The organism is Streptomyces sp. NPDC021356 (assembly GCF_040641015.1).
GTDB lineage: Bacteria > Actinomycetota > Actinomycetes > Streptomycetales > Streptomycetaceae > Streptomyces.
On record NZ_JBFACU010000027.1, the window covers coordinates 77,045 to 99,719 of the forward strand.

Genomic DNA, 22,675 nt, shown 5'->3' on the forward strand with positions numbered 1-22,675 from the left:
ACTCTCCGGTCAGGACAAGCCGAGTTCGCGGTCGAGCGCCTCGAACAGTTCGTCGTCGGTGGCCGCGCCGAGGTCTTCCCCGACGGCCTCGTCCTCGCGCCCCGCGAGGTCCTGCCAGCGGCGCACCAGCGCCTCCAGCCGTGCACCCACCCGGGCCCGCTCTCCGCCGTCGGCGACGGGCACCGACGCCAGGGCCTCCGCCAGGCGGTCCACCTCCGTCAGCACCGTCGCCACCGGATCCACCGGCGGCGGCGCCAGTTCGGACCGCAGGAACGCGGCCACGGCCCGCGCGCTGGGCTGGTCGAAGGCGAGCGTCGCCGGGAGGTCGAGGCCCGTCGCCGCACCCAGCCTGCGGCGCAGTTCGGTCGCGGCCAGCGAGTCGAAGCCCAGCTCCTGGAACGCCTCGTCCGGCTCCACCGAGGAACCCGACGGATGCCCCAGCACCTCGGCGACCCGGGTACGCACCAGGTCCAGCAGCTCCCGGTCCCGCTCGCCCTCGGGCAGCGCGTCCAGCCGCTTCCGCAGGCCGGGACCGGCCTCCGCGCCGCCCCCGGCCCGGCGGACCGGCGCACGGCGCCGCACGGGGGCCCCGGCGCCCTCCTCCCCCGCGCCCGGCCCCTCGGCGCCCAGTTCGTCGGCCGTCACCGCGCGGAAGCCCACGGAACGCGCCGACAGCACCGGCAGACCCGAAGGGTCGACCGCGCTCACCGTCACGCCCCCGCCGTCGGCCGGGGCGAGCCGCACCCGCAGCACCGAGGCGCCGACGGCGTGCAGCACCACACCCCGCCAGCCGTCCGCCAGCACGGGCCCGGGCCCGGAACCCTCGTCACCCCCGGCCGCCGCCCACACCGGGTGGAACACGGCCTCCAGCAACGCCGGATGCACCCCGAAGCCCTCGGCCGACGCCTCCGCCTCGGCCTCCAGAGCGACCTCGGCGAACACCTCGCCGCCGCGCCGCCACAGCGCCCGTACCAGTTCCAGCCCGGGACCGTAGTGGTGCCCCCGCCCGGCCAGCACGTCGTACGCCGCGTCACACGCCTCCGGCACCGCCCCGGCCGGCGGCCAGACGTCGGCCGACCAGTCCTGCGAACGGGCGCCGGACCCGGCCTCCTCCTCGTCGGCGCCTTCGGGGCGCAGGGTGCCGGCCGCGTGCCGGACCCAGCCGCCGGACTCCTGCCGCCGGGAGTGCACGGCCACGGCACGGGCGCCCGACTCGTCCGGCGCCTCGACCACCACCCGCAGCGTCACCCCCGCGTCCGCCGGAAGCACGAGCGGCTTCTCGACGTCGAACACCGCCAGCGTTCCGCAGCCCAGCCGGTGGCCGGCGCTCAGCGCCAGCTCCACCAGGGCCGACGAAGGCAGTACCGGTGTGCCCAGCAGCACGTGCTCGGCCAGCCACCCGTCCGCCTCCTGAGCCTCCGGAGCCAGGGCCCCGGTCAGCACCAGGCCACCGCCCGGCAGCTCCACCGCCGCACCGAGCAGCGGATGCCCGCCGGGCGCCTGTCCGATGCCCGAGACACCCTCGCCCGAGGGCTGCGGCGCCAGCCAGTAGCGGGATCGCTGGAACGCGTACGTCGGCAGGTCCACGCGCCGTGCACCGCTGCCCCCGAAGTACGCGGCCCAGTCCACCCGCACACCCAAGGTGTGCAACCGCCCTGTCGCAGCGGCGAGTTCCTGCGTCTCGTCCCGCTGACGACGCTGCGCCGCCACCGCCGTGACCCCCGGAACGATGTCCTGGGCGAGGGCGGTGAGGACGGCGTCGGGGCCGATCTCCAGGTGGGTGGTGGCCGGGAGGTGCGCCAATGCGTCGGTGAGCCTGACCGGTTTGCGGATGTGGTCGGTCCAGTAGGCGGCCGTGGTGAGTTCGTCGGTGACGGTGTCGCCCGTGACCGTCGAAACGAAGGGGATCTGTGGCTGCTGGTACGTGAGTGATGCGGCGACCGTGCGGAAGTCGTCGAGCACCGGGTCCATCAGCGGGGAGTGGAAGGCGTGGCTGACGGTGAGCTGTTTGGTCTTGCGGCCTTGGGCGGCGAAGTGCTGGGCGATGGCCCGGGCTTCCGCTTCGGCTCCGGATATGACGGTGGACTGGGGTGAGTTGAGGGCGGCGATGCCCACTTGCTCGGTGAGCAGTGGCAGTATCTCGTCCTCGGTCGCCTGTAGGGCGATCATGGCGCCGCCTGCCGGGAGGGCCTGCATGAGCCGGCCGCGTGCGGTGACCAGCCGTGCCGCGTCGTCCAGGGAGAAGACTCCGGCGACGTGCGCGGCGGCGATCTCGCCGATGGAGTGCCCGGCGAGGTAGTCGGGGGTGACACCCCAGGACTCCACGAGCCGGTACAGGGCGACCTCGAAGGCGAACAGGGCGGGCTGGGTGTACTGGGTCTGGTTCAGCAGGTCCGCGTCCTCGCCCCACATCACCTCCCGCAACGGCCGCTCCAAGTGCGCATCGACGGCCGCGAACACGTCCTCCAGCGCCTGCGCGAACACGGGGTACGTGTCCGCCAGCTCCCGCCCCATCCCCGCCCGCTGCGCACCCTGCCCCGTGAACAGGAAGGCGAGCCCCTCACCGCTCTGTACGCGACCGCGCACGATCTGGGGCAGTTCGCGGTCGTCCGCGAGGGCGCTCAGGGCGTCCAGGGCGTCCAGGGCGTCCTCTCGGTCCGTGGCCCAGACGACGGCGCGGTGGTCGAGCGGGACACGGGTGACGGCGGTGGAGTAGGCGATGTCGGACAGCTCCGGGGCCTCGTCCTGCGCCAGCAGCCGGCGCAGCCGTTCCGCCTGCGCGGGCAGCGCCTCGGCCGTCCGTGCCGACAGCAGCAGCGGCACCAGGGCGGGGCCCGAGCCGCGTTCCGCCCCGCCGAGCGACTCCATCGCGGCGGTGAACTCCGCCCGCTCCCCGTGGCCGCGCCGCTGGGCGGCCGTGAAGACGGCGTCGTCGGCGATGGCGGGTCCGAGGGCGGTGAGGACGGCGTCGGGGCCGATCTCCAGGTGGTCGGTGGCCGCGATGCGGGTGAGGGCGTCCGTCAGCCTGACCGGCTTGCGGATGTGCTCGGTCCAGTAGGCGGCCGTGGTGAGTTCGTCGGTGACGACGTCGCCGGTGACCGTGGAGACGAAGGGGATACGGGGCCGTTCGTACGCCAGTGTTTCCGCGACCGCGCGGAAGTCCTCCAGGACGGGGTCCATCAGCGGTGAGTGGAAGGCGTGGCTGACGGCGAGCTGCTTGGTCTTGCGCCGCAGGCTGTCGAAGTGCGCCTTGATGGTGAGGACGGCGTCCTCCGCGCCCGAGACCACCACCGAGGAGGGGCCGTTGACCGCCGCGATACCGACCTGCTCGGTCAGCAGGGGCAGCACCTCGTCCTCGGTGGCCTGCACGGCGACCATCGCCCCGTCGGCGGGGAGGGCCTGCATGAGCCGTCCGCGTGCGGTGACCAGCCGTGCCGCGTCGTCCAGGGAGAAGACTCCGGCGACATGTGCGGCGGCGATCTCGCCGATGGAGTGCCCGGCGAGATAGTCGGGCGTCACACCCCAGGACTCCACGAGCCGGTACAGGGCGACTTCGAAGGCGAACAGGGCGGGCTGGGTGTACTGGGTCTGGTTCAGCAGGTCAGCGTCCTCGCCCCACATCACCTCCCGCAACGGCCGCTCCAAGTGCGCATCGACGGCCGCGAACACGTCCTCCAGGGCCCGCGCGAACACGGGGTACGTGTCGGCCAGCTCCCGCCCCATACCCGCCCGCTGCGCACCCTGCCCCGTGAACAGGAACGCGAGGGCGCCCGCGTCGGGGGACTGTTCCAGCACCACGTGCGCGTTGGTGCCGCTGATGCCGAAGGAGGAGACGCCGGCCCGGCGCGGACGTCCGGCGCGGGGCCACGGGGTGGCCTCGGTCAGCAGCCGTACCCGGCCCTGGGACCAGTCGACCTTGGGGGAGGGCTCGTTCACGTGCAGGGTCCTGGGCAGGACGCCGTGCCGCATGGCCTGGACCATCTTGATGATGCCGCCGACCCCGGCCGCCGCCTGGGTGTGGCCGATGTTCGACTTGAGGGAGCCCAGCAGGAGGGGGCGGTCGGCGGGCCGGTCGCGGCCGTACGTCGCCAGCAGGGACTGGGCCTCGATCGGGTCGCCGAGCACGGTCGCCGTGCCGTGGGCCTCCACGGCGTCGATGTCGTCGGGGCCGAGACGGGCGTCGCCGAGGGCCTGCCGGATCACCCGCTGCTGCGCGGGCCCGTTGGGTGCGGTCAGGCCGTTGCTCGCGCCGTCCTGGTTGACGGCCGAGCCCCGGATCACCGCCAGCACGGGGTGCCCGTTGCGGCGGGCGTCGGACAGCCGCTCGACGAGCAGCAGGCCCGCGCCCTCGCCCCAGCCGGTGCCGTCCGCGGTGGCGTCGAAGGAGCGGCAGCGGCCGTCGGCGGACAGTCCGCGCTGGCTGCTGAACTCGATGAACGTCTCCATCGTCGACATCACGGTCACACCGCCGGCCAGCGCCAGGGTGCACTCGCCCGCCCGCAGCGCCCGTATCGCCAGGTGCAGGGCGACCAGTGAGGACGAGCAGGCCGTGTCCAGGGAGACGGCCGGGCCCTCCAGGCCGTAGTGGTAGGCCAGCCGGCCGGAGATGATGGAACCGGTCGCGGACGCGAAGGGGTAGTCGTGGTACATCACGCCGGTGAACACGCCCGTGGCCGAGCCCTTGAGGGCGGCCGGGTCGATGCCGGCCCGCTCGAACAGTTCCCAGGACGTCTCCAGGAGCAGCCGCTGCTGCGGGTCCATGCCGACTGATTCGGCCGGGCTGATGCCGAAGAAGCGGTTGTCGAAGTCGGCGGCGTCGTAGAGGAACGAGCCGGAACGGGTGTAGGTCTTGCCGGGGGTGCCGGGCTCGGGGTCGTAGGTGCCCTCGACGTCCCAGCCCCGGTCGGCGGGGAAGTCGCCGACCGCGTCGACCCCGTCGGCGACCAGCCGCCACAGGTCCTCGGGGGAGGCCACACCGCCGGGGTAGCGGCAGGCCATGGAGACGATGACGACCGGATCGTCGTCGTCGGCCGCGGCACCGGCCGCGGGGGCGGTGGCCGCCGCCTGGTCCTCGGTGCCCGACAGGAGGGTTCCCAGGTACTCGGCGACCGCTCGGGCGCTCGGGTGGTCGAAGACCAGGGTGGCGGGCAGGCTCTGGCCGACGAGGGTGCGCAGCGCGTTGCGCAGTTCGACGGCGGCGAGCGAGTCGAAGCCCATCTCCTGGAAGGCGCGGTCGGGTTCGACGGCGTCGGCGGAGTCGTGACCGAGCGCGGTGGCGGCCTGGGCGCGTACCACGTGCAGCAGTTCCCGGGCGCGGTCCTGCTCGGAAAGACCGGCCAGCCGTTCGGCGAGCGTGCCGGTCGCGGCGCGTGCCGTGGCGCCCGCCGCGGCTCCCCGCGGGCGGTGTGCCGGGGACGGCACCAGGTCGCGCAGGACGGTCTGGGCGGAGCCCGCCGCGGCCTGGGCGCGCAGGGCGGCGACGTCCAGGCGCAGCAGCAGCAACAGCGGCTCGGCGCTGTGCAGCGCCGCGTCGAACAGGTCGAGGCCTTCGTCCGCCGTCAGCGGCGGGAAGCCCTGGCGGCGCAGCCGCTCCACGTCGGCGCCGGTCAACTGCTCGGCCATACCGCCGCTCGCCCACAGGCCCCAGGCCAGGGCGGTGGCCGGCAGTCCGGCGGCCCGGCGGTGGCGGGCGAGCGCGTCGACGAACGTGTTGGCGGTGGCGTAGTTGGCCTGGCCCGCGGCGCCCAGGACGCCGGCGGCCGAGGAGAACAGGTGGAAGAACGTCAGGTCGTGGCCGGCGGTGAGGTCGTGCAGGTGCCAGGCGCCGTCCGCCTTGGCGGCCAGGACGGTGTCGAGGCGGTCCGCGGTCAGGGACTCCACCACGCCGTCGTCGAGGACACCGGCCGCGTGCACGACACCGGTCAGCGGGTGGGCGGCGGGCACGGCCTCCAGGACGCGGGCGAGGGAGGCGCGGTCACCGACGTCGCAGGCGGCGACGGTCACCTCGGCGCCCAACGCCTCCAGATCGGCGGCCAGTTCGGCCGCGCCGGGAGCTTCGGGGCCGCGCCTGCTGGTCAGCAGCAGGTGGCGCACGCCGTGGCCGGTGACGAGCCGGCGGGCGACGAGCGCGCCCAGGCCGCCGGTGCCACCGGTCACCAGGACCGTGCCCCCGGGGTCCGGCGCACGGTCCGTGTCGGGGCCCGCGCCGCGCACCAGCCGCGGCACCCGCAGCTCGCCGCCGTGCAGCGCGAACTCCGGTTCCCCGGTGGGCAGTACGGTGGGCAGGCAGTCGTGGGCGGCCGGGCTGCCGTCGAGGTCGGCCAGGACGAACCGGCCGGGGTTCTCCGCCTCGGCCGCCCGGACCAGGCCCCACACCGGGGCGAGTACGACGTCCGTGGCGTCCGGCGCGGCGGCGCCCTCGGTGACGAACACCAGCCGGGAGGCGGTGAAGCGGTCGTCGGCCAGCCACCGCTGGACGAGTTCCAGGGTGCGGTGGGTGACGGTGCGCACCGCCTGCGGCACGTCGCCCTCGGGCCGTACGACCGGGCACAGCACCCACTCCGGTGCCGTGAGACCGTCGTCCACGGCCGCGCCGAGGGCCGCCAGATCGGCGTAGGCGAGCCCGCCGGACGCGTGCGGCAGGGTCCCGAGTGTGACCGGGGAGACGGCGCCCTGCGTGCCCGCGGGCAGCGGCCGTGCCGTCCACTCCAGGCGCCAGGGCCGCTCGCCCAGGCTGCCCGCGGCGACCGGCCGGGCCACCAGCGAGCCCACGGACAGCACCGGGCGCCCGGTGGCGTCGGCGGCGCTGATCGCCGTACCGTCCCGGCCCGCCGGGCTGAGCCGCACCCGCAGCTCCGAGGCGCCCCTAGCGTGCAGCGACACCCCGGTCCAGGCGAACGGCAGCACCGTCTCGGCGGCCTCGCCCGTCCCGTCGGTCCCGTCCGTCCCGTCCTCCTCGACGGCCAGACTGGCGTGCAGGGCCGCGTCGAGGAGGGCGGGGTGCACACCGAACCGTCCGGCCTCGTCGCGGGTCTGGCCGGGCAGCACGACCTCGGCGAAGACGTCCTCGCCCGCGCGCCACACCGCGCGCAGGCCCTGGAACACCGGCCCGTAGTCGTAGCCGCGGGCCCGCAGTCGCTCGTACAGGCCGTCCAGGGCGACCGGTTCGGCGCCGGCGGGCGGCCACTGGGACAGGTCGGCGCCCTCGGCGGTGCCCGTGGTCAGCACTCCCGTGGCGTGCCGCGCCCACGCGGCACCCTCGTCCTCCGGCCTGCCGTGCACGGTGACCGTACGGCGTCCGGTGGCGTCCGGCGCGTCCAGCATGACCTGGAGCAGCACCGCGCCGTCCTCGGGCAGCACCAGGGGCTCGTGCAGGGTCAGTTCCTCCAGCAGGTCCAGTCCCGCCGCGGCGCCCGCGTGCGTCGCCAGTTCGACGAACGCGGTGCCCGGCAGCAGCGTGCTGCCCAGCGCCGCGTGGTCGGCGACCCACGGGTGGGTGCGGGCCGAGACCCGGCCGGTGAACACCAGCCCGCCCCGCTCGCCCAGTTCCACCGCCGCGCCCAGCAGCGGGTGGGACACGGTGGCCAGGCCCAGCTCGGCGGCGTCGGCCGCGACCACCGGCACCGACCAGTACCGGCGCCGCTGGAAGGCGTAGGTGGGCAGGTCGACGCCCGTCGCGCCGGTCCCCTCCAGCAGGGCGCCCCAGCGCACGGTCACGCCCCGCACATGGGCCTGCGCCAGCAGCCCGAGGAGTCCGTCGCCGCCCGGTTGCAGGACCCGCTCCGCGCCGGCGACGGACGCCACCCGGGCGGCGAGGTCCGCGTCCGGCACGACGAACACCTCGTGCCGCTTGTCCCGCAGCGCCCCTACGGTCTCCTCCAGCGTGCCGCCCCGGGGCACGTGGCCGCCGGTGCGGGGCGTGGCGGCGCCGGGCCGCCCGCCCGAGACGACCAGCCGGGCCCCGTCCTCCAAGGAGAGCGCCCCGGCCGCGCAGGCCGCCGCCGTCTCCCCGTCACCGTCGCCCGTCAGCGCGGCCGGCCGCACCCCCAGCGCCCGCCACAGCGCTACCAGGGACACCGACACCGCCCAGCGCAGCGGCCCGGACGCGCCGGGCGCAGGGCGGGTCGCGCGGGCCGCCTCCAGCAGGTCGCCGCCCGTCAGCGGGTCCAGTGCCCGCGCGCACTCGGCCATGCGCTCGGCGAACGCCGGGAACGTGTCGAGCAGTCCGGCGACGTCCGCCGGCAGCCCCTCGCCGGGCAGGACGAACACCGGGCGCGGATCGCCGTGCGCCGCGCCCGCGAGCACGTGTTCGCCGGTGTGGCCCTCGGCCACCGCGTCCAGCCCGGCGAGCAACTGTGCGCCGTCCTCACCGAGGACGACGGCACGGTGCTCCAGAACGGCCCGTGTGGTCAGGGTCCACGCCACGTCGACGGGCCGGGTGCCGGGTGTCGCCACGAGATGATCGCGCAGTCGCCGGGCCTGGGCACGCAGTGCGGCGGCGCTCTTGCCCGAGACCGGCCAAGCCACCAGATTCCTTGCCAACGCCATCCCTCTTAAAGTCAGCGGCGGACGATTCAGCGGCGACGGCGGTCGCGGCGACCGCCGCCGGGTGGGGCGGGCGGCGGCCCGTTCGGCCGCCGCCCCGGGCGCCATGCCGGTACTCGGCGCAACGCCCGTACTCGGCGCAACGCCCGGTGCACGGAGCAACGCCCGGTGCGCGGCGCAACGCCCGGTGCACGGAGCAACGCCCGGTGCGCGGCGCAACGCCTGGTGCGCGGCGCAACCGGCGCAACGCCTGGTGCGCGGGCGGCGTGCTCGATGCCGGGCGGAGTGCTCGATGCCCGGCGGGGTGCCCGGTGCTTCACGCAGTGCCCGGCGCTCGGCGGAAGGCCCAGCGCTGGGCGGGGTGCCTAGCGCACGGCCGCCGGGGTGAGGAGGCCGCCCAGTTCGGGGAACTGCGCGATCGCCTCCTCGGCGGTCAGCTGCGGCCGGCTCGGACCGCGCAGCACCAGCTCCTGGATCTCGGGCGTGACCATCGCGTCCGCCGGTGACATCAGCGTGAAGACGCCGAACAGGGCGTTGGCGACGGCGGGTTCGCTCAGCGAGGTCGCCGCGAGCCGCGCCATGAACTCCTGCTCCTCGGGGCCCGGGGCCGTCACGACCACGTTGTCGGTGCGGACGTCGGGGAAGGCGACGTCCTGCTGCACGGCCATCGACCACGGCGTCTCGACGGCCGCCGCGACCGCGCTCTGCGCCGTGGCGGCGAGCCCCGGCTTCAGGCCGACCTCCTCCAGCGCGCCGCGCAGCGCGAGCGCGCCGAACGCGGAGGCCGACATGCCGTGCGCGTACACCGGGTTGAGCGCCGCCACGGCGTCACCCACCACCGCGAAGCCCTCCGGCAGCGGCAGCCGCTCGTAGTGCCTGCGCCGGTTGACCGTGCCCTTGTAGGGGCGTACGTCGCTGATGGGCTCCGCCTGCGCGAGCAGGTCGGCGATCATCGTGTGCCGCTGGCCGCGCGCGAACGCGTCGAACCCGGCCTCGTCGGTCGGGGGCTGTGCGCCGCGCGTCCCGGTCATGGTGGCGATCCAGCGACCGCCCTCGATCGGGAACAGCGTCGCACCGCGCCCCGGCTGCCCGGTGCCCGACTGCGGCTGGATCAGCACGGCCGGGAAGTCCGGGTGCACACCGTCCGGCGCCCGGTACAGCCGCGTGGAGTAGGCGAGGCCGGGGTCGACGGACTCCTCCTCGACCCGGGGGACACCGATCTCCTCCAGCCAGTCGGGAGCCTTGGAACGGCGGCCGGTGGCGTCCACCACGAAGTCCGCGGTGAGCACCCGCTCGTCGTCCTCGTCCTGCACCCGCACACCGGTCACCCGGCTCGCGTCACCGGCGAGACCCACGACCTTCGCGCCCTGGACGACCTCGATCGCGCCGGCCTCCAGCACCCGCTCGCGCACCACGTGGTCGGTCAGCTCACGGCTGCACACCACGATGAACGCATCACCGCGGTGCCTCGGGAACCAGCCCCCGGCGGAGAGCGTCAGCGTGTTCCACGGCATCCCGCGCCGGCGGGCGCCGGCGGCTCGGAGCCGGTCCAGGACGCCGGGCAGCAGGTCCTCCAGGGCCAGCGCCCCGCCGCCCATGAACATGTGACTGTGGTAGCCCTGCGGCAGCCCCCGCCGCGGCGCGGGCCCCTCGGGCAGCCGGTCGCCCTCCACGATGGTGACCTCGTCGGCGTGACGGGTCAGGACGGAGGCCGCCAGCATCCCCGCCATCCCGCCGCCGAGCACTACTGCCTTGGTCATGGTGATCTCCGATACGTCATCGTCGGTGCAGCTTGATCGCGGCCACGGGGCAGACGTCGGCCGCCTCCTGCACGTCGTCCGACTCACCCGGCTCGGGGTGCTCCCGCAGCAGGACGACGCGGCCGTCGGTGTCGTCCTGCTCGAACACGGCGGGGGCGGCGAACACACACGAACCGGTGCCCGTGCACCGCTCCCGGTCGACGCTGACCCGCAGTCCGCCCACTGTGCTCACCATGTGACCGGGCACTCGTACATGCCGTACATGAGCGTGTCGTTCTTGAACGCCAGCTCCTCGAACGGCACCGCCAGCCGCAGCTGCGGTATGCGGCGGAACAGCGTGTTGAAGACGATCTCCAGCTCGACCTTCACCAGGCTCGCGCCGGGGCACTGGTGGACGCCGCCGCCGAACGCCACGTGCCCCCGGGTGTCGCGGTGGATGTCGAACACGTCCGCGTCCTCGAAGACGGCCTCGTCCCGGTTGGCCGAGCCGTACAGCAGGATGACGCCCTCGCCCTCGCGGACCGTCACGTCGCCGAGCCGGGTGTCCTCGGTGGCCACCCGGGCGCTCGCCGAGTCGTTGATCGACAGGTAGCGCAGCAGCTCCCCGATCGCCTTCGGGGCCAGCGACGGGTCGGCCTTGATCTGGTCGAGCTGGTCCGGGTGCTGGAGCAGGGTGACCGTGCCCAGGGAGATCATGTTGGCGGCGGTGTCGAAGCCGCCGTACATCAGCATCCGGGCGATCGCCACCAGGTCGTGGTGGGCCAGCGCGCCGTCTTCCTTGTTCTTGGCGATGATGCGGCTGAGCAGGTCGTCGGTGGGGTTCTGCTCCTTCTCCGTGACCAGCGCCGCCAGATGCTTCTCCATCTCCATCTGGAGCCGGTCCAGTTCGGCGAAGTCCACCCCCCGCGTCATGGTGCCCTCGGCGTGCTCCCGGAACGACGTGGCGTCCTCGGCGGGCGCGCCCATCAGCTCGGCGAACAGCAGCGTGGGCACCGGCACGGCCAGCTCCTGCACCAGGTCCACCGGGCCGCCCTTGGCGAGCATCCGGTCGATGCAGGCGTCCACGAACTCCTGGATGCGGGGGCGCAGCGCGGTCACGCGCTTGACCGTGAACTCCGGGATCAGCAGCCGCCGGCGCTCGGTGTGCTCGGGCGGGTCCAGGGCCAGCAGGGGCAGGTCGAGGGTGTTGAGGATCTCCTGCGACAGCGCGACCTGGTGCGGGTAGCCGGGGTTGCGCCAGTTGGAGCTCATCGCCGGGGAGGTCAGCACCTGCTTGACGAGGTCATGGGTGGCGACCACCCACGCCTCCTTGCCGGAGACCTCCAGCTTGACCTTCGAGACCGGCTCTTCGGCCCGCAGCCGCGCGTATTCCGGGGTGTGCCGGAACGGGCACTTCTCCACCAGCGGAAAAGAGGGGATCTCGGTTTCCGTTCGTTCATCGTTGGCGAGGTCTGCCATGTGACAGTTACCTTCTCGATCGTGGGCGCGAAACGGTTGTCCGGACCGAAGAGAAAACGATCCTTCATCCTGAAGCTATCCAGTCACCGCACGCGGGCCCACCCCTAGCCGCCCCCTAGGGACACCCACCGGAACCGGCCCGCGCACACCGACGGCCGCCCCCGGGCACGGTGGCGGCCGCCCCCGGGCGAGGGCGGCCGCCACCTGGCCGTCGCCGTACCTTCAGACGTCGCCGAGAGCCAGGTTGATCAGGGCGTCCGCGTCCAGGTCGTCGATCGACCCCCCGTCCTGCGCCGCTTCCCCGCCGACTGCGGCACCGGCGCCGGAACCGGCTTCGGACACCCCCGCCTCGCCGGCCAGCGACAGCAGCGCGTCGGCCAGTCCGCTCGTGCGCAGCCGCTCCACCGGAATCGACCGGATGATGTCCCGCAGCCTCTCCTCCTCCTGGGCGGAGACAGCACCAGAAGCGGAGAGGGAATTCTCCGGGGAATCCCCGGCGGGCGCCAATTCGGAGGAAAGGTGCTCGGCCAGCGCCCGCGCGTTCGGGAACTCGAAGACGAGCGTCGCCGGGAGCCGCAGACCCGTCTGCGCATTGACACCGTTTCGGAATTCCACCGCGCCGAGCGAATCGAAACCGAGATCCTTGAAGGACCGGTCCGGGTCGATCGCCGCCGCCGACGCGTGCCCCAGGATCGCCGCGGCCTGGTCGAGCACCAGGTCCAGCAGCACCCCCGTGCGCCGCGCTGCAGGCAGCCCCGCCACCCGTTCGCGCAGCCCGCCGGCCGCGGCCGATCCGGCGGCGGCCGTCGCGCGCCGCGCGGTGGCCCGCACCAGCTTGCGCAGGATCGCCGGTACGTCACCCTCGTACGCGCCCGACGCGAACCGGATGGGCACCACCACGGGCGAGCCCTGCCCGCCCGCCGCGTCGAACAGCGCCAGCGCCTCCCCGGGCGCGAGCGCCCGCACCCCGGAGCGGTCCAGCCGTTCCCGGTCCGCTTCAGCCAGCTCGCCCGCCATGCCCGTGCCGCTGTCCCACAGGCCCCAGGCCAGGGAGAGGCCGGGCAGTCCGCGGTGGTCGCGGTGGGTGGCGAGGGCGTCGAGGTAGGAGTTGGCGGCGGCGTAGGACGCCTGGCCCGCGTTCCCCAGGACACCCGCCGCCGAGGAGAACACGACGAACGCGGTCAGCGGGCGGTCCTGGGTGAGCTCGTGCAGGTTCCAGGCCGCGTCGACCTTCGGCCGCAGCACCGCCGTCACCCGTTCCGGGGTGAGGGAGGTGACGAGGCCGTCGTCGAGGACACCGGCGACGTGCACGACGGCGTCCACCGGGTGCGCGTCCAGCAGCGCGGCGGTCGCCTCGCGGTCGGCGGCGTCGCACGCCGCGAGCGTCACCTCCGCACCGAGAGCGGCCAGTTCGTCCCGCAGTTCCGTGGCCCCCGGCGCGCTTTCCCCGCGCCTGCTCGCGAGCACGAGGCGGGTGACCCCGTGCGCGGCGACCAGATGGCGGCTGACGGTGCGCCCCAGGGCACCGGTGGCTCCGGTGACCAGGACCGTGCTGTCGGGGGTGAAGGCGGCGGTGGGCCGGTCGCTGTGGGTGGGGGTGTGCCGGGTGAGGCGGGCGGCGTGGAGTTGCCCGCCCCGGATCAGGACCTGGGGTTCGCCCGTGGCGAGGGCGGCCTCCAGGAAGGCGGTGCCGTCGAGACTGCCGTCGGTGTCGGTGTCGGTGTCTGTGTCGGTGTCGATGAGGAGGAACTGTCCGGGGTTCTCGGCCTGTGCGGAGCGTACGAGGCCCCATACGGCGGCTCCCGCCGGGTCGGTGACGTCCTCGCCGGGCAGCGCCACGGCCCCGTTCGTCACCACCGCGAGCTTCGTCCCGTCCGCCAGCCGCGCCTGGACCTCCGCCAGCGCCCGTACGACGGCGGCGTGCGCCTCGGCGGCACTCACCCCCGGCTCGGAGCGCAGCACGGCGAACTCCGCCGCCGGGACCTGGGCCCCGCCGGGACGCGGTACGGCCGCCACCCACTCCACCCGGTACAGGTCCTGGGACCCGGCCCGCGGCACCTCGGTCAGCTCGCGCAGCGCCAGCGACTCGGCCGTCAGGACCGGCGCCCCCAGCGCGTCCGCGATCAGCACGGACACGGCACCGCCCGGCAGCGCACGCAGCCGCACCCGCACCCGGGACGCGCCCGAGGCGTGCAGCGCGACCCCCGACCAGGCGAACGGCAGCCGCGCCGTGGAGTCCTCCCCGGCCGCCCCCAGCACGTGCAGGGACGCGTCGAACAGCGCCGGGTGCAGCCCGAAGCCCTCGACATCGGTGCCCTCGGGCGGGGTGATCTCGGCGTACAGGTCGTCCCCGTCCCGCCAGGCGGCGGTCAGCCCCTGGAAGGCGGGCCCGTAGCCGAACCCGGCCTCGGCCAGCCCCTCGTAGAGCCCCTCGACGGGCAGCGGCTCGGCACCGGCCGGCGGCCACACCGCCAGGTTCTCGGACGGGACGGGAGCGGCGGTCGTGAGCAGACCGGTGGCGTGCCGCGTCCACACCCCCGCGCCGCCCTCGTCCCGGGTGTGCAGGGCGAACGTACGGCTGCCGCCCGCGTCCTCGCCGACCGTGATCTGGAACGCCACGCCCCCGCGCTCCGGGAGCACCAGCGGCGCCTCCAGGGCGAGGTCGTCGAGCAGTTCGCAGCCGACCTGGGCGCCGGCCGCGAGCGCCAGCTCCACGAACGCCGTGCCCGGCAGCAGCACCGCACCGCGCACCGCGTGCCCGGCCAGCCAGGGCTGTGCCTCCAGCGAGAGCCGCCCGGTGAAGACGACCCCGTCCGACTCCGGCGACCACACGGCCGCCCCGAGCAGCGGGTGCGCCGCCGTCTCCAGGCCGGCGCCGACGACGTTCGCCGCCCCGGCCTCGCCGTGCCACAACTCGGTGAAGTAGTCCTTCGCGTCCAGCCAGTAGCGGGTGCGCCGGAAGGCGTACGTCGGCAGGCCGTCGACCCGCCGGGCACCGATCGCCCCGAAGTGGGCCGCCCAGTCGACCCGCACCCCTGCGACATGCAGTCGCGCCACACCCCGCACCAGTTCCGGCGCCTCGTCGTGGTCGCGGCGCTGGGCGGCCACGAAGACGGCGTCCTCGGTGACGGCCGGTCCGAGGGCGGTGAGGACGGCGTCGGGGCCGATCTCCAGGTGGGTGGCGGCCGGGATGTGCGCCAACGCGTCGGTGAGCCTGACCGGTTTGCGGATGTGGTCGGTCCAGTAGGCGGCCGTGGTGAGTTCGTCGGTGACGACGTCGCCCGTGACCGTCGAAACGAAGGGGATCTGTGGCTGCTGGTACGTGAGTGATTCCGCGACCGCACGGAAGTCGTCGAGCACCGGCTCCATCAGCGGGGAGTGGAAGGCGTGGCTGACGGTGAGCTGTTTGGTCTTGCGGCCTTGGGCGGCGAAGTGTTCCGCGATGGCCCGTGCTTCCGCTTCGGCTCCGGATATGACGGTGGACTGGGGTGAGTTGAGGGCGGCGATGCCCACCTGCTCGGTGAGCAGTGGCAGGATCTCGTCCTCGGTCGCCTGTAGGGCGATCATGGCGCCGCCTGCGGGGAGGGCCTGCATGAGCCGTCCGCGTGCGGTGACCAGCCGTGCCGCGTCGTCCAGGGAGAAGACTCCGGCGACATGTGCGGCGGCGATCTCGCCGATGGAGTGCCCGGCGAGGTAGTCGGGGGTCACACCCCAGGACTCGACGAGCCGGTACAGGGCGACTTCGAAGGCGAACAGGGCGGGCTGGGTGTACTGGGTCTGGTTCAGCAGGTCAGCGTCCTCGCCCCACATCACCTCCCGCAACGGCCGCTCCAAGTGCGCATCGACGGCCGCGAACACGTCCTCCAGGGCCTGCGCGAACACGGGGTACGTGTCCGCCAACTCCCGCCCCATACCCGCCCGCTGCGCGCCCTGCCCCGTGAACAGGAAGGCAAGCTTCCCGCCCGTGACGCGTCCCCGGGCGGCCACACCGGGGAGGTTCCGGCCCTCGGTCAGCGCGTCGAGGCCGCGCAGCAGGGTCTGCGTGTCCCGGCCGGTGACGGCGGCGCGGTGGTCGAGGGCGGCGCGGGTGGTGGCCAGGGTGTGGGCCACGTCGGCGGGGGAGTGGTCCGGGTGGTCGGTCAGCCAGTCGCGGAGCTGCCGGGCCTGGGCGGGCAGCGCCTCGGCCGACTTGGCGGACACCAGCAGGGTCACCGGGAGCGGGGCGCCGCTGTCCGCGGTGTCCGCCTGGGTCTCGGTGGCCTCGGCGGGTGCCTGTTCGACGATGACGTGGGCGTTGGTGCCGCTCATGCCGAAGGAGGAGACGCCGGCGCGGCGGGGGCGGCCGGTGTCGGGCCAGGCGCGGGACTCGGTCAGGAGGCGGACCGCTCCCGACTCCCAGTCGACGTGCGGGGTGGGCTCGTCGACGTGGAGGGTCCTGGGCAGGACGCCCTCGCGGATGGCCATGACCATCTTGATGACACCGCCGACACCCGCGGCGGCCTGGGCGTGGCCGATGTTCGACTTGAGCGAGCCCAGCCACACCGGCCGGTCCTCGGGCCGGTTCTGCCCGTAGGTGGCCAGGAGCGCCTGCGCCTCGATGGGGTCGCCCAGCGTCGTCGCGGTGCCGTGGGCCTCGACCGCGTCGACGTCCTCGGCGGCGAGTCCGGCCGTGGCGAGCGCCTGCTGGATTACCCGCTGCTGCGCGGGTCCGCTCGGCGCCGACAGGCCGTTGCTCGCACCGTCCTGGTTGATGGCGGAGGAACGCAGCACCGCGAGCACGGGGTGGCCGTTGCGGCGGGCGTCGGAGAGCCGTTCCAGCAGCAGGAGGCCGACGCCCTCGCCCCACCCTGTCCCGTCGGTGGCGCCCGCGAAGGAGCGGCAGCGGCCGTCCTTCGACAGGCCCCGCTGCCGGCTGAACTCCACGAAGAGTTCCGGGCTGGCCATGACGGTGACGCCGCCGGCCAGGGCGAGGTCGACCTCGCCGGTGCGCAGCGCCTGCGCGGCCAGGTGCATGCCGACCAGGGACGACGAGCACGCCGTGTCGACGGTGACCGCCGGGCCCTCGAAGCCGTACGTGTACGACACCCGGCCGGAGGCGATGGCGCCGGTGCCGCTGTTGGCGGCGTAGTCGTGGGACATGACGCCCGCGTAGACGCCGGTGGCGGAGCCCTTGAGGGTCGCGGGGTCGATGCCGGCCCGTTCGAACACCTCCCAGGAGGTCTCCAGGAGCAGCCGCTGCTGCGGGTCGATCGCCTCGGCCTCGACCGGGCTGATGCCGAAGAAGTCCGCGTCGAAGTCGCCCGCGTCGTAGACGAACCCGCCCTCGCGGACGTAGGTCGTGTGCGGCCGGCCGCCGTCCGGGTCGTAGAGCTGTTCGAGGTCCCAGCCGCGGTCGGCGGGGAACGGACCGACGGCGTCGGTGCCTTCGGCGACCAGCCGCCACAGGTCCTCGGGCGAGCGCACGTCGCCCGGGTAGCGGCAGGCCATCGCGACGATCGCCACCGGCTCGTCGTCGCCCGAGCCGCCGCGGGCCGCGGGCGCCGCGACCGCGGCGGCGGCCTGGTCGCCGCAGGTCTCGGTCACCAGGTGCCGGGCGAGCGCGGTCGGGTTGGGGTGGTCGAAGACCACGGTGACGGGCAGCCGTACGCCCGCCGCCTCGCCGAGCCGGTTGCGCAGTTCGACCGCGCTGAGCGAGTCGAAGCCCAGCTCGCGGAAGGCGCGTTCGGCCTCGACCTCGTCGGGGGAGCCGTAGCCGAGGACCGCTGCGACCTTCTGGCGTACGAGGTCGAGGGCCGCCGCGACGCGCTCGGCCTCGGGCAGCCGCAGCAGTCGCTCGGCGAAGGAGCCCGCGGCCGAGGCGGCCTGGGCGGCGGCGCCGCGGCGCACGGCCGGCACCAGCGCGGTGAAGATCGGCTGCGGGGCGGCGTCGTCGGCGCGGATCCCGGCGAGGTCGAACCGGGCCGGCACCAGCAGGGCGGCGTCCGAGGCGGTGGCGGCGTCGAACAGGGCGAGGCCCTGCTCGTCGGCGAGGCCGAGCAGCCCGTTGCGGGACATGCGGCCGCGGTCGGTGTCGTCCAGGGCGCCGGTCATGCCGCTGGCCTGGCTCCAGAAGCCCCAGGCGAGGGACTGCCCGGCGAGCCCCGCGGCCCTGCGGTGGGCGGCGAGGGCGTCGAGGAAGGCGTTGGCGGCGGCGTAGTTGCCCTGGCCGGGGGCGCCGATGACGCCGGCCGCCGAGGAGAACAGCACGAACGCGGTCAGGTCCGGGCCCGCGGTCAGCTCGTGCAGGTTGAGCGCGGCGTCGGCCTTCGCGGCGAGGACCCGGTCCACGCGCTCGGGGGTGAGCGAGGAGAGCGTCCCGTCGTCGAGGACACCGGCGGCGTGCACCACGCCGGTCAGCGGACGGTCGGCCGGGACGGTGTCCAGGACGGCGGCGAGCGCCCGGCGGTCGGCCGCGTCGCAGGCGGCCACGGTCGCCTCGGCGCCCAGTTCGGCCAGTTCGGCCACCAGTTCCGCCGCCCCGGGGGCGTCGGGACCGCGCCGCCCGAGCAGCAGCAGGTGCCGTACGCCGTGTTCGCGGGCCAGGTGCCGGGCGACGAGCCGGCCGAGCATGCCGGTGCCGCCCGTGATCAGGACCGTGCCCTGCGGGCCGAACGCGGGCCGGGACCCGGTCTCGCCGGTGGGGACGGCGCGCGCCAGCCGGGCGGCGCGGACCGTGCCGCCGCGCACGGCGACCTGCGGCTCACCGCAGGCGAGGACCGCGCCGAGCACGTCGTCGAGCGCCGTGTCCTCGTCGAGGTCGGCCAGGACGAAGCGGTCCGGGTGCTCGGACTGCGCCGAGCGCACCAGGCCCCACACGGCGCCGCCGGCCAGATCGGTGACCGCTTCGCCGTCGGTGGCGACCGCGCCCCGGGTGACCACGACCAGGCGGGACGTCTCCAGCCGTTCGTCGGAGATCCACTGTTGCAGTACGTCGAGGACGTGGTGGACGGCGGCGTGCACGGCCTCGGTGCTGTTGCCCTCTTCGGTGGCCAGGACGACGACGTCCGGTACGGCGGCCCCCGGCCCGCCCGCCTCGGGCAGGCGCAGGTCCGGCCAGTCGGTCCAGGGGACCGGTCCGGCCGGGGAGCCCTGCGCGGCGGCGGGCTGCCAGGTGATCCGGTACAGGGAGTCGACGCGGCGCGGTGCCGCGGCGCCCGCGAGGGGGCGCAGGACGAGCGAGTCGACGCTGACCACCGGAGCGCCGGACGCGTCCACGGCGGTCAGCGCGACCTCGCCGGCGCGCACCGGGGTCAGCCGCACCCGCAGTGTGCGGGCGCCGGACGCGTGCAGTCGCACGCCCGACCAGGCGAAGGGCAGGGCCGCCTCGTCGCCGACCGCGTCGGTGAGGGCGACGGCGTGCAGGGCGGAGTCGAGCAGCGCGGGGTGCAGTCCGAAGCGTTCCGCGGAGGTGGTGTCGGCGAGCGCGACCTCGGCGTACACGTCGTCGCCCGCGCGCCAGGCGGCGGTCAGCCCCTGGAACTGCGGTCCGTAGCGCAGTCCTGCCCCGGCGAGATCCGGGTAGAGCGCGGAGACGTCCAGCGGTTCGGCGTCGCGCGGCGGCCACTCGGACGGCCCGGACACGGGCGCGGGCGCGGCGGCGGTGGCGGTGGCGAGCGTGCCGGTGGCGTGCCGGGTCCACGGCTCGTCCGGGTCGGCCTGCTCGGGCCGGGAGTGGATGCTCAGGGCGCGGCGGCCGCTGTCGTCCGGGCCGCCGACGACGACCTGGAGCTGCACCGCCTCGCCGGCGCCCGGCACCAGCGGCGCGTTCAGGGTGAGTTCGTCCAGCAGGCCGCAGCCGACCTGGTCGCCCGCGCGCACCGCGAGTTCGACGAATCCGGTGCCGGGGAAGAACACGGCGTCCTGGACCACGTGGTCGGCGACCCAGGGCTGGGTGTGCGCGGACAGCCGCCCGGTGAGGGTCACGCCGCCGTCCTCCGGGGCCACCACGACCGCGCTCAGCAGCGAGTGCCCGGCGGCCGACAGACCGGCCGAGACGACGTCACCGGCCGCGCCCGGCGCCGGCTCCAGCCAGTAGCGCCGGTGCTGGAAGGCGAACGTCGGCAGCTGGACGCGCCGCCCGGGCCGTCCGGCGAGCAGCGGGGAGAAGTCCACGGCCGCGCCGTGCGCGTAGGCCTCGGCGAGTGAGGCGGCGAACCGGGTCAGGCCGCCCTCGCCGCGGCGCAGCGACCCGACGGCCACCGCGTTCGCCCCGGCGTCGGCGAAGGTCTCCGCCACCCCGAGCTTGAGGATGGGGTGCGGGCTGGCCTCGACGAACACGGAGAACCCGGCGGCGAGCAGGGCGCGGGTGGCGTCCTCGAACAGGACGGTCTGGCGCAGGTTGGTGTACCAGTACTCGGCGCCCATCACGGTGGTGTCGATGAGGTCGCCGGTGACGGTGGAGTAGAAGGCGACGTCGGCGGGGCGCGGCGCGACCGGCGCGAGGACGTCGAGGATGCGTTCCCTCACGTTCTCGACGAAGACCGAGTGGGAGGCGTAGTCGACGGGGATCATCCGGGCCCGTACGCCCTCGCCCTCCAGGGTGCCGCGCAGCTCCTCCAGCGCGTCGACGTGCCCGCACACGACGGTGGATCCCGGCCCGTTGACCGCGGCCAGGGAGAGTTTGCCCGGCCAGTCCCCGATGCGCCGGGCGGCCTCCCGGGCGGGCAGGCCGACCGACATCATGCCGCCCAGGCCCGCGAGTTCGTCGCGGATGACCTTGCTGCGCAGGGCCACGACGCGGGCGCCGTCCTCGACGGTGAGCGCCCCGGCCACGGTGGCGGCGGCGATCTCGCCCTGCGAGTGGCCGACGACGGCACCGGGCCGCACACCGAAGGACTCCCACAGCCGGGCCAGCGACACCATCACCGCCCACAGCACTGGCTGCACGACGTCGACCTCGTCGAAGGTGGGCGCGCCGGGCCGCTCGCGCAGCACGTCGAACAGGTCCCAGTCGGTGAACTGCCGCAGCGCTTCGGCGCACTCGGTCATCGACGCGGCGAACGCGGGAGCCGTCTGAAGGAGTTCGACGGCCATGCCCGCCCACTGCGAGCCCTGCCCGGGGAAGACGAAGACCGGCGGCGCGTCGCCCACGACGGTGCCGCGCACGACGTTCGCGGACTCGCCGCCCTCGGCGAGGGCCCCGAGAGCGCCGAGGAGTTCGCTGCGGCCGGCGCCGAGCGCCACCGCACGGTGTTCCAGACCGGCCCGCCCGGTGGCCAGCGCGTGCGCCACGTCGCGTACGTCGTCCTCGGCCGTGGAGTTGTCCGTAGAGGTGTCCGGGGAGGTGTCCGAGGAGGTGTTCTCGGAGTGAGCGTGCGCGTCGCCGGACAGCGCGGCGTGCAGGCGCGCGGCCTGCGCGGCGAGTCCGGAGCCGCTGCGGGCGGAGACCACCCAGGGCACCACCGCGCCCGCCGGGGCCGCGGCGCCCGCCGGAGCCGCGTCCGGTGCGCCGGCGGCGGACGGCGGGGCGGCTTGCGGGGCGGGCTCCTCGGGCGCCTCCTCGATGATGACGTGCGCGTTGGTGCCGGAGACGCCGAAGGAGGAGACGCCGCCGCGCCGCGGCCGGCCGTCCTCGGTGTGCCAGGGCCGCGCCTCGGTGAGCAGTTCGACGCGGCCCGCGTCCCAGTCGACGTGTGTGGTGGGCCGCTCGATGTGCAGGGTCTTGGGCATCACGCCGTTGCGGATGGCCATGATGGTCTTGATGACACCGGCGACCCCGGCGGCGGCCTGGGTGTGCCCGATGTTCGACTTCAGGGAGCCCAGCCACAGCGGCCGGTCCTCGGGCCGGTTCTGCCCGTAGGTGGCGAGCAGCGCCTGCGCCTCGATGGGGTCGCCCAGGGTGGTGCCGGTGCCGTGCGCCTCGACGAGGTCGACGTCGGACGTGGTCAGCCCGGCGCCTGCCAGCGCCTGCCGGATGACGCGCTGCTGGGAGGGCCCGTTGGGTGCGGTGAGCCCGTTGCTCGCGCCGTCCTGGTTGACGGCGGAGGAGCGCACCACCGCGAGCACGGGGTGGCCGTTGCGGCGGGCGTCGGAGAGCCGTTCCAGCAGCAGCAGGCCGGCGCCCTCGCCCCAGCCGGTGCCGGCCGCGTCGTCGGAGAAGGCCTTGCAGCGGCCGTCGAAGGAGAGGGCGCCCTGGCGGCTGAAGGCGACGAAGACGCCGGGCGTGGAGATGACCGCGGCGCCGCCGGCCAGGGCGAGCGAGCACTCCCCGGCGCGCAGTGCCTGGGCCGCCAGGTGCAGGGTGACCAGCGAGGACGAGCAGGCGGTGTCGACCGTGACGGCCGGGCCCTCCAGGCCGAGGGTGTAGGAGACGCGTCCGGCGAGGACGGCGGCGGCCGTGGCGGTGGCGCCGTAGTCGGCGACGGCGTCGGGGTTCTGGGCATGGACGTACTCGTAGTCCTGGGCGCCGGTGCCCGCGTAGACGCCGACGCGTTCGCCGCTCAGGGCGTGCGGGTCGAGCCCGGCGCGTTCGCAGGCCTCCCAGGCCAGTTCGAGCAGCAGGCGCTGCTGGGGGTCCATCGCCACCGCCTCGCGGGGCGAGATGCCGAAGAAGGCCGCGTCGAAGTCGGCGGCCTCGTGGACGAAGCCGCCCACCCGCACGGCGGTGCGGCCGGGGCCGTCCGCGGCGAAGAGCGCGTCCAGGTCCCAGCCCCGGTCGGTGGGGAACTCACCGATGGCGTCGCGGCCTTCGGCGACCAGCCGCCACAGGTCTTCGGGACCGGCGACGCCACCGGGGTAGCGGCAGCTCATGCCGATGACGGCGATCGGCTCCTGGCCGGCCGTCTCGACCTCCTGGAGTCGCTTGCGGGTCTGCGCCAGGTCGGCGGTGACCGCCTTGAGGTAATCGAGCAGCTTCTGGTCGTTCGACATCGGTG

The 22,675-nt window shown here is 74.9% G+C and carries 5 protein-coding genes; all 5 read right to left on the reverse strand.

Going from position 1 to position 22,675, the window contains the following annotated elements; translation table 11 throughout:
* Window positions 1–9: 9 nt before the first annotated feature.
* On the reverse strand, window positions 10–8,526 hold the full coding sequence (locus AB0G56_RS30135; protein ID WP_360975263.1) for an SDR family NAD(P)-dependent oxidoreductase: 8,517 nt from the start codon (window positions 8,524–8,526) through the stop codon (window positions 10–12).
* A gap of 383 nt (window positions 8,527–8,909) precedes the next feature.
* Window positions 8,910–10,304: an FAD-dependent monooxygenase gene (locus AB0G56_RS30140; RefSeq protein ID WP_360975266.1), complete on the reverse strand. Its 1,395-nt coding sequence runs from the start codon at window positions 10,302–10,304 to the stop codon at window positions 8,910–8,912.
* A 16-nt stretch (window positions 10,305–10,320) separates the two neighbouring features.
* On the reverse strand, window positions 10,321–10,539 hold the full coding sequence (locus tag AB0G56_RS30145) for a ferredoxin (RefSeq protein WP_360975269.1): 219 nt from the start codon (window positions 10,537–10,539) through the stop codon (window positions 10,321–10,323).
* The gene (locus tag AB0G56_RS30150; RefSeq protein ID WP_360975271.1) at window positions 10,533–11,762 is read right to left on the reverse strand and encodes a cytochrome P450; all 1,230 of its coding nucleotides are present in this window, start codon (window positions 11,760–11,762) and stop codon (window positions 10,533–10,535) included. Before AB0G56_RS30150 ends, AB0G56_RS30145 begins: the two co-directional genes overlap by 7 nt.
* Window positions 11,763–11,984: 222 nt before the next feature.
* Window positions 11,985–22,670, reverse strand: a complete 10,686-nt coding sequence (locus tag AB0G56_RS30155; RefSeq protein WP_360975274.1) for a type I polyketide synthase — start codon at window positions 22,668–22,670, stop codon at window positions 11,985–11,987.
* Window positions 22,671–22,675: the final 5 nt, after the last annotated feature.

Excerpts from the sequence above, each read along its gene's own strand:
- AB0G56_RS30145 (WP_360975269.1), bottom strand. The coding sequence starts at position 10,539 with ATGGTGAGCACAGTGGGCGGACTGCGGGTCAGCGTCGACCGGGAGCGG.
- AB0G56_RS30155 (WP_360975274.1), bottom strand. The coding sequence starts at position 22,670 with ATGTCGAACGACCAGAAGCTGCTCGATTACCTCAAGGCGGTCACCGCC.
- AB0G56_RS30140 (WP_360975266.1), bottom strand. The coding sequence starts at position 10,304 with ATGACCAAGGCAGTAGTGCTCGGCGGCGGGATGGCGGGGATGCTGGCG.
- AB0G56_RS30150 (WP_360975271.1), bottom strand. The coding sequence starts at position 11,762 with ATGGCAGACCTCGCCAACGATGAACGAACGGAAACCGAGATCCCCTCT.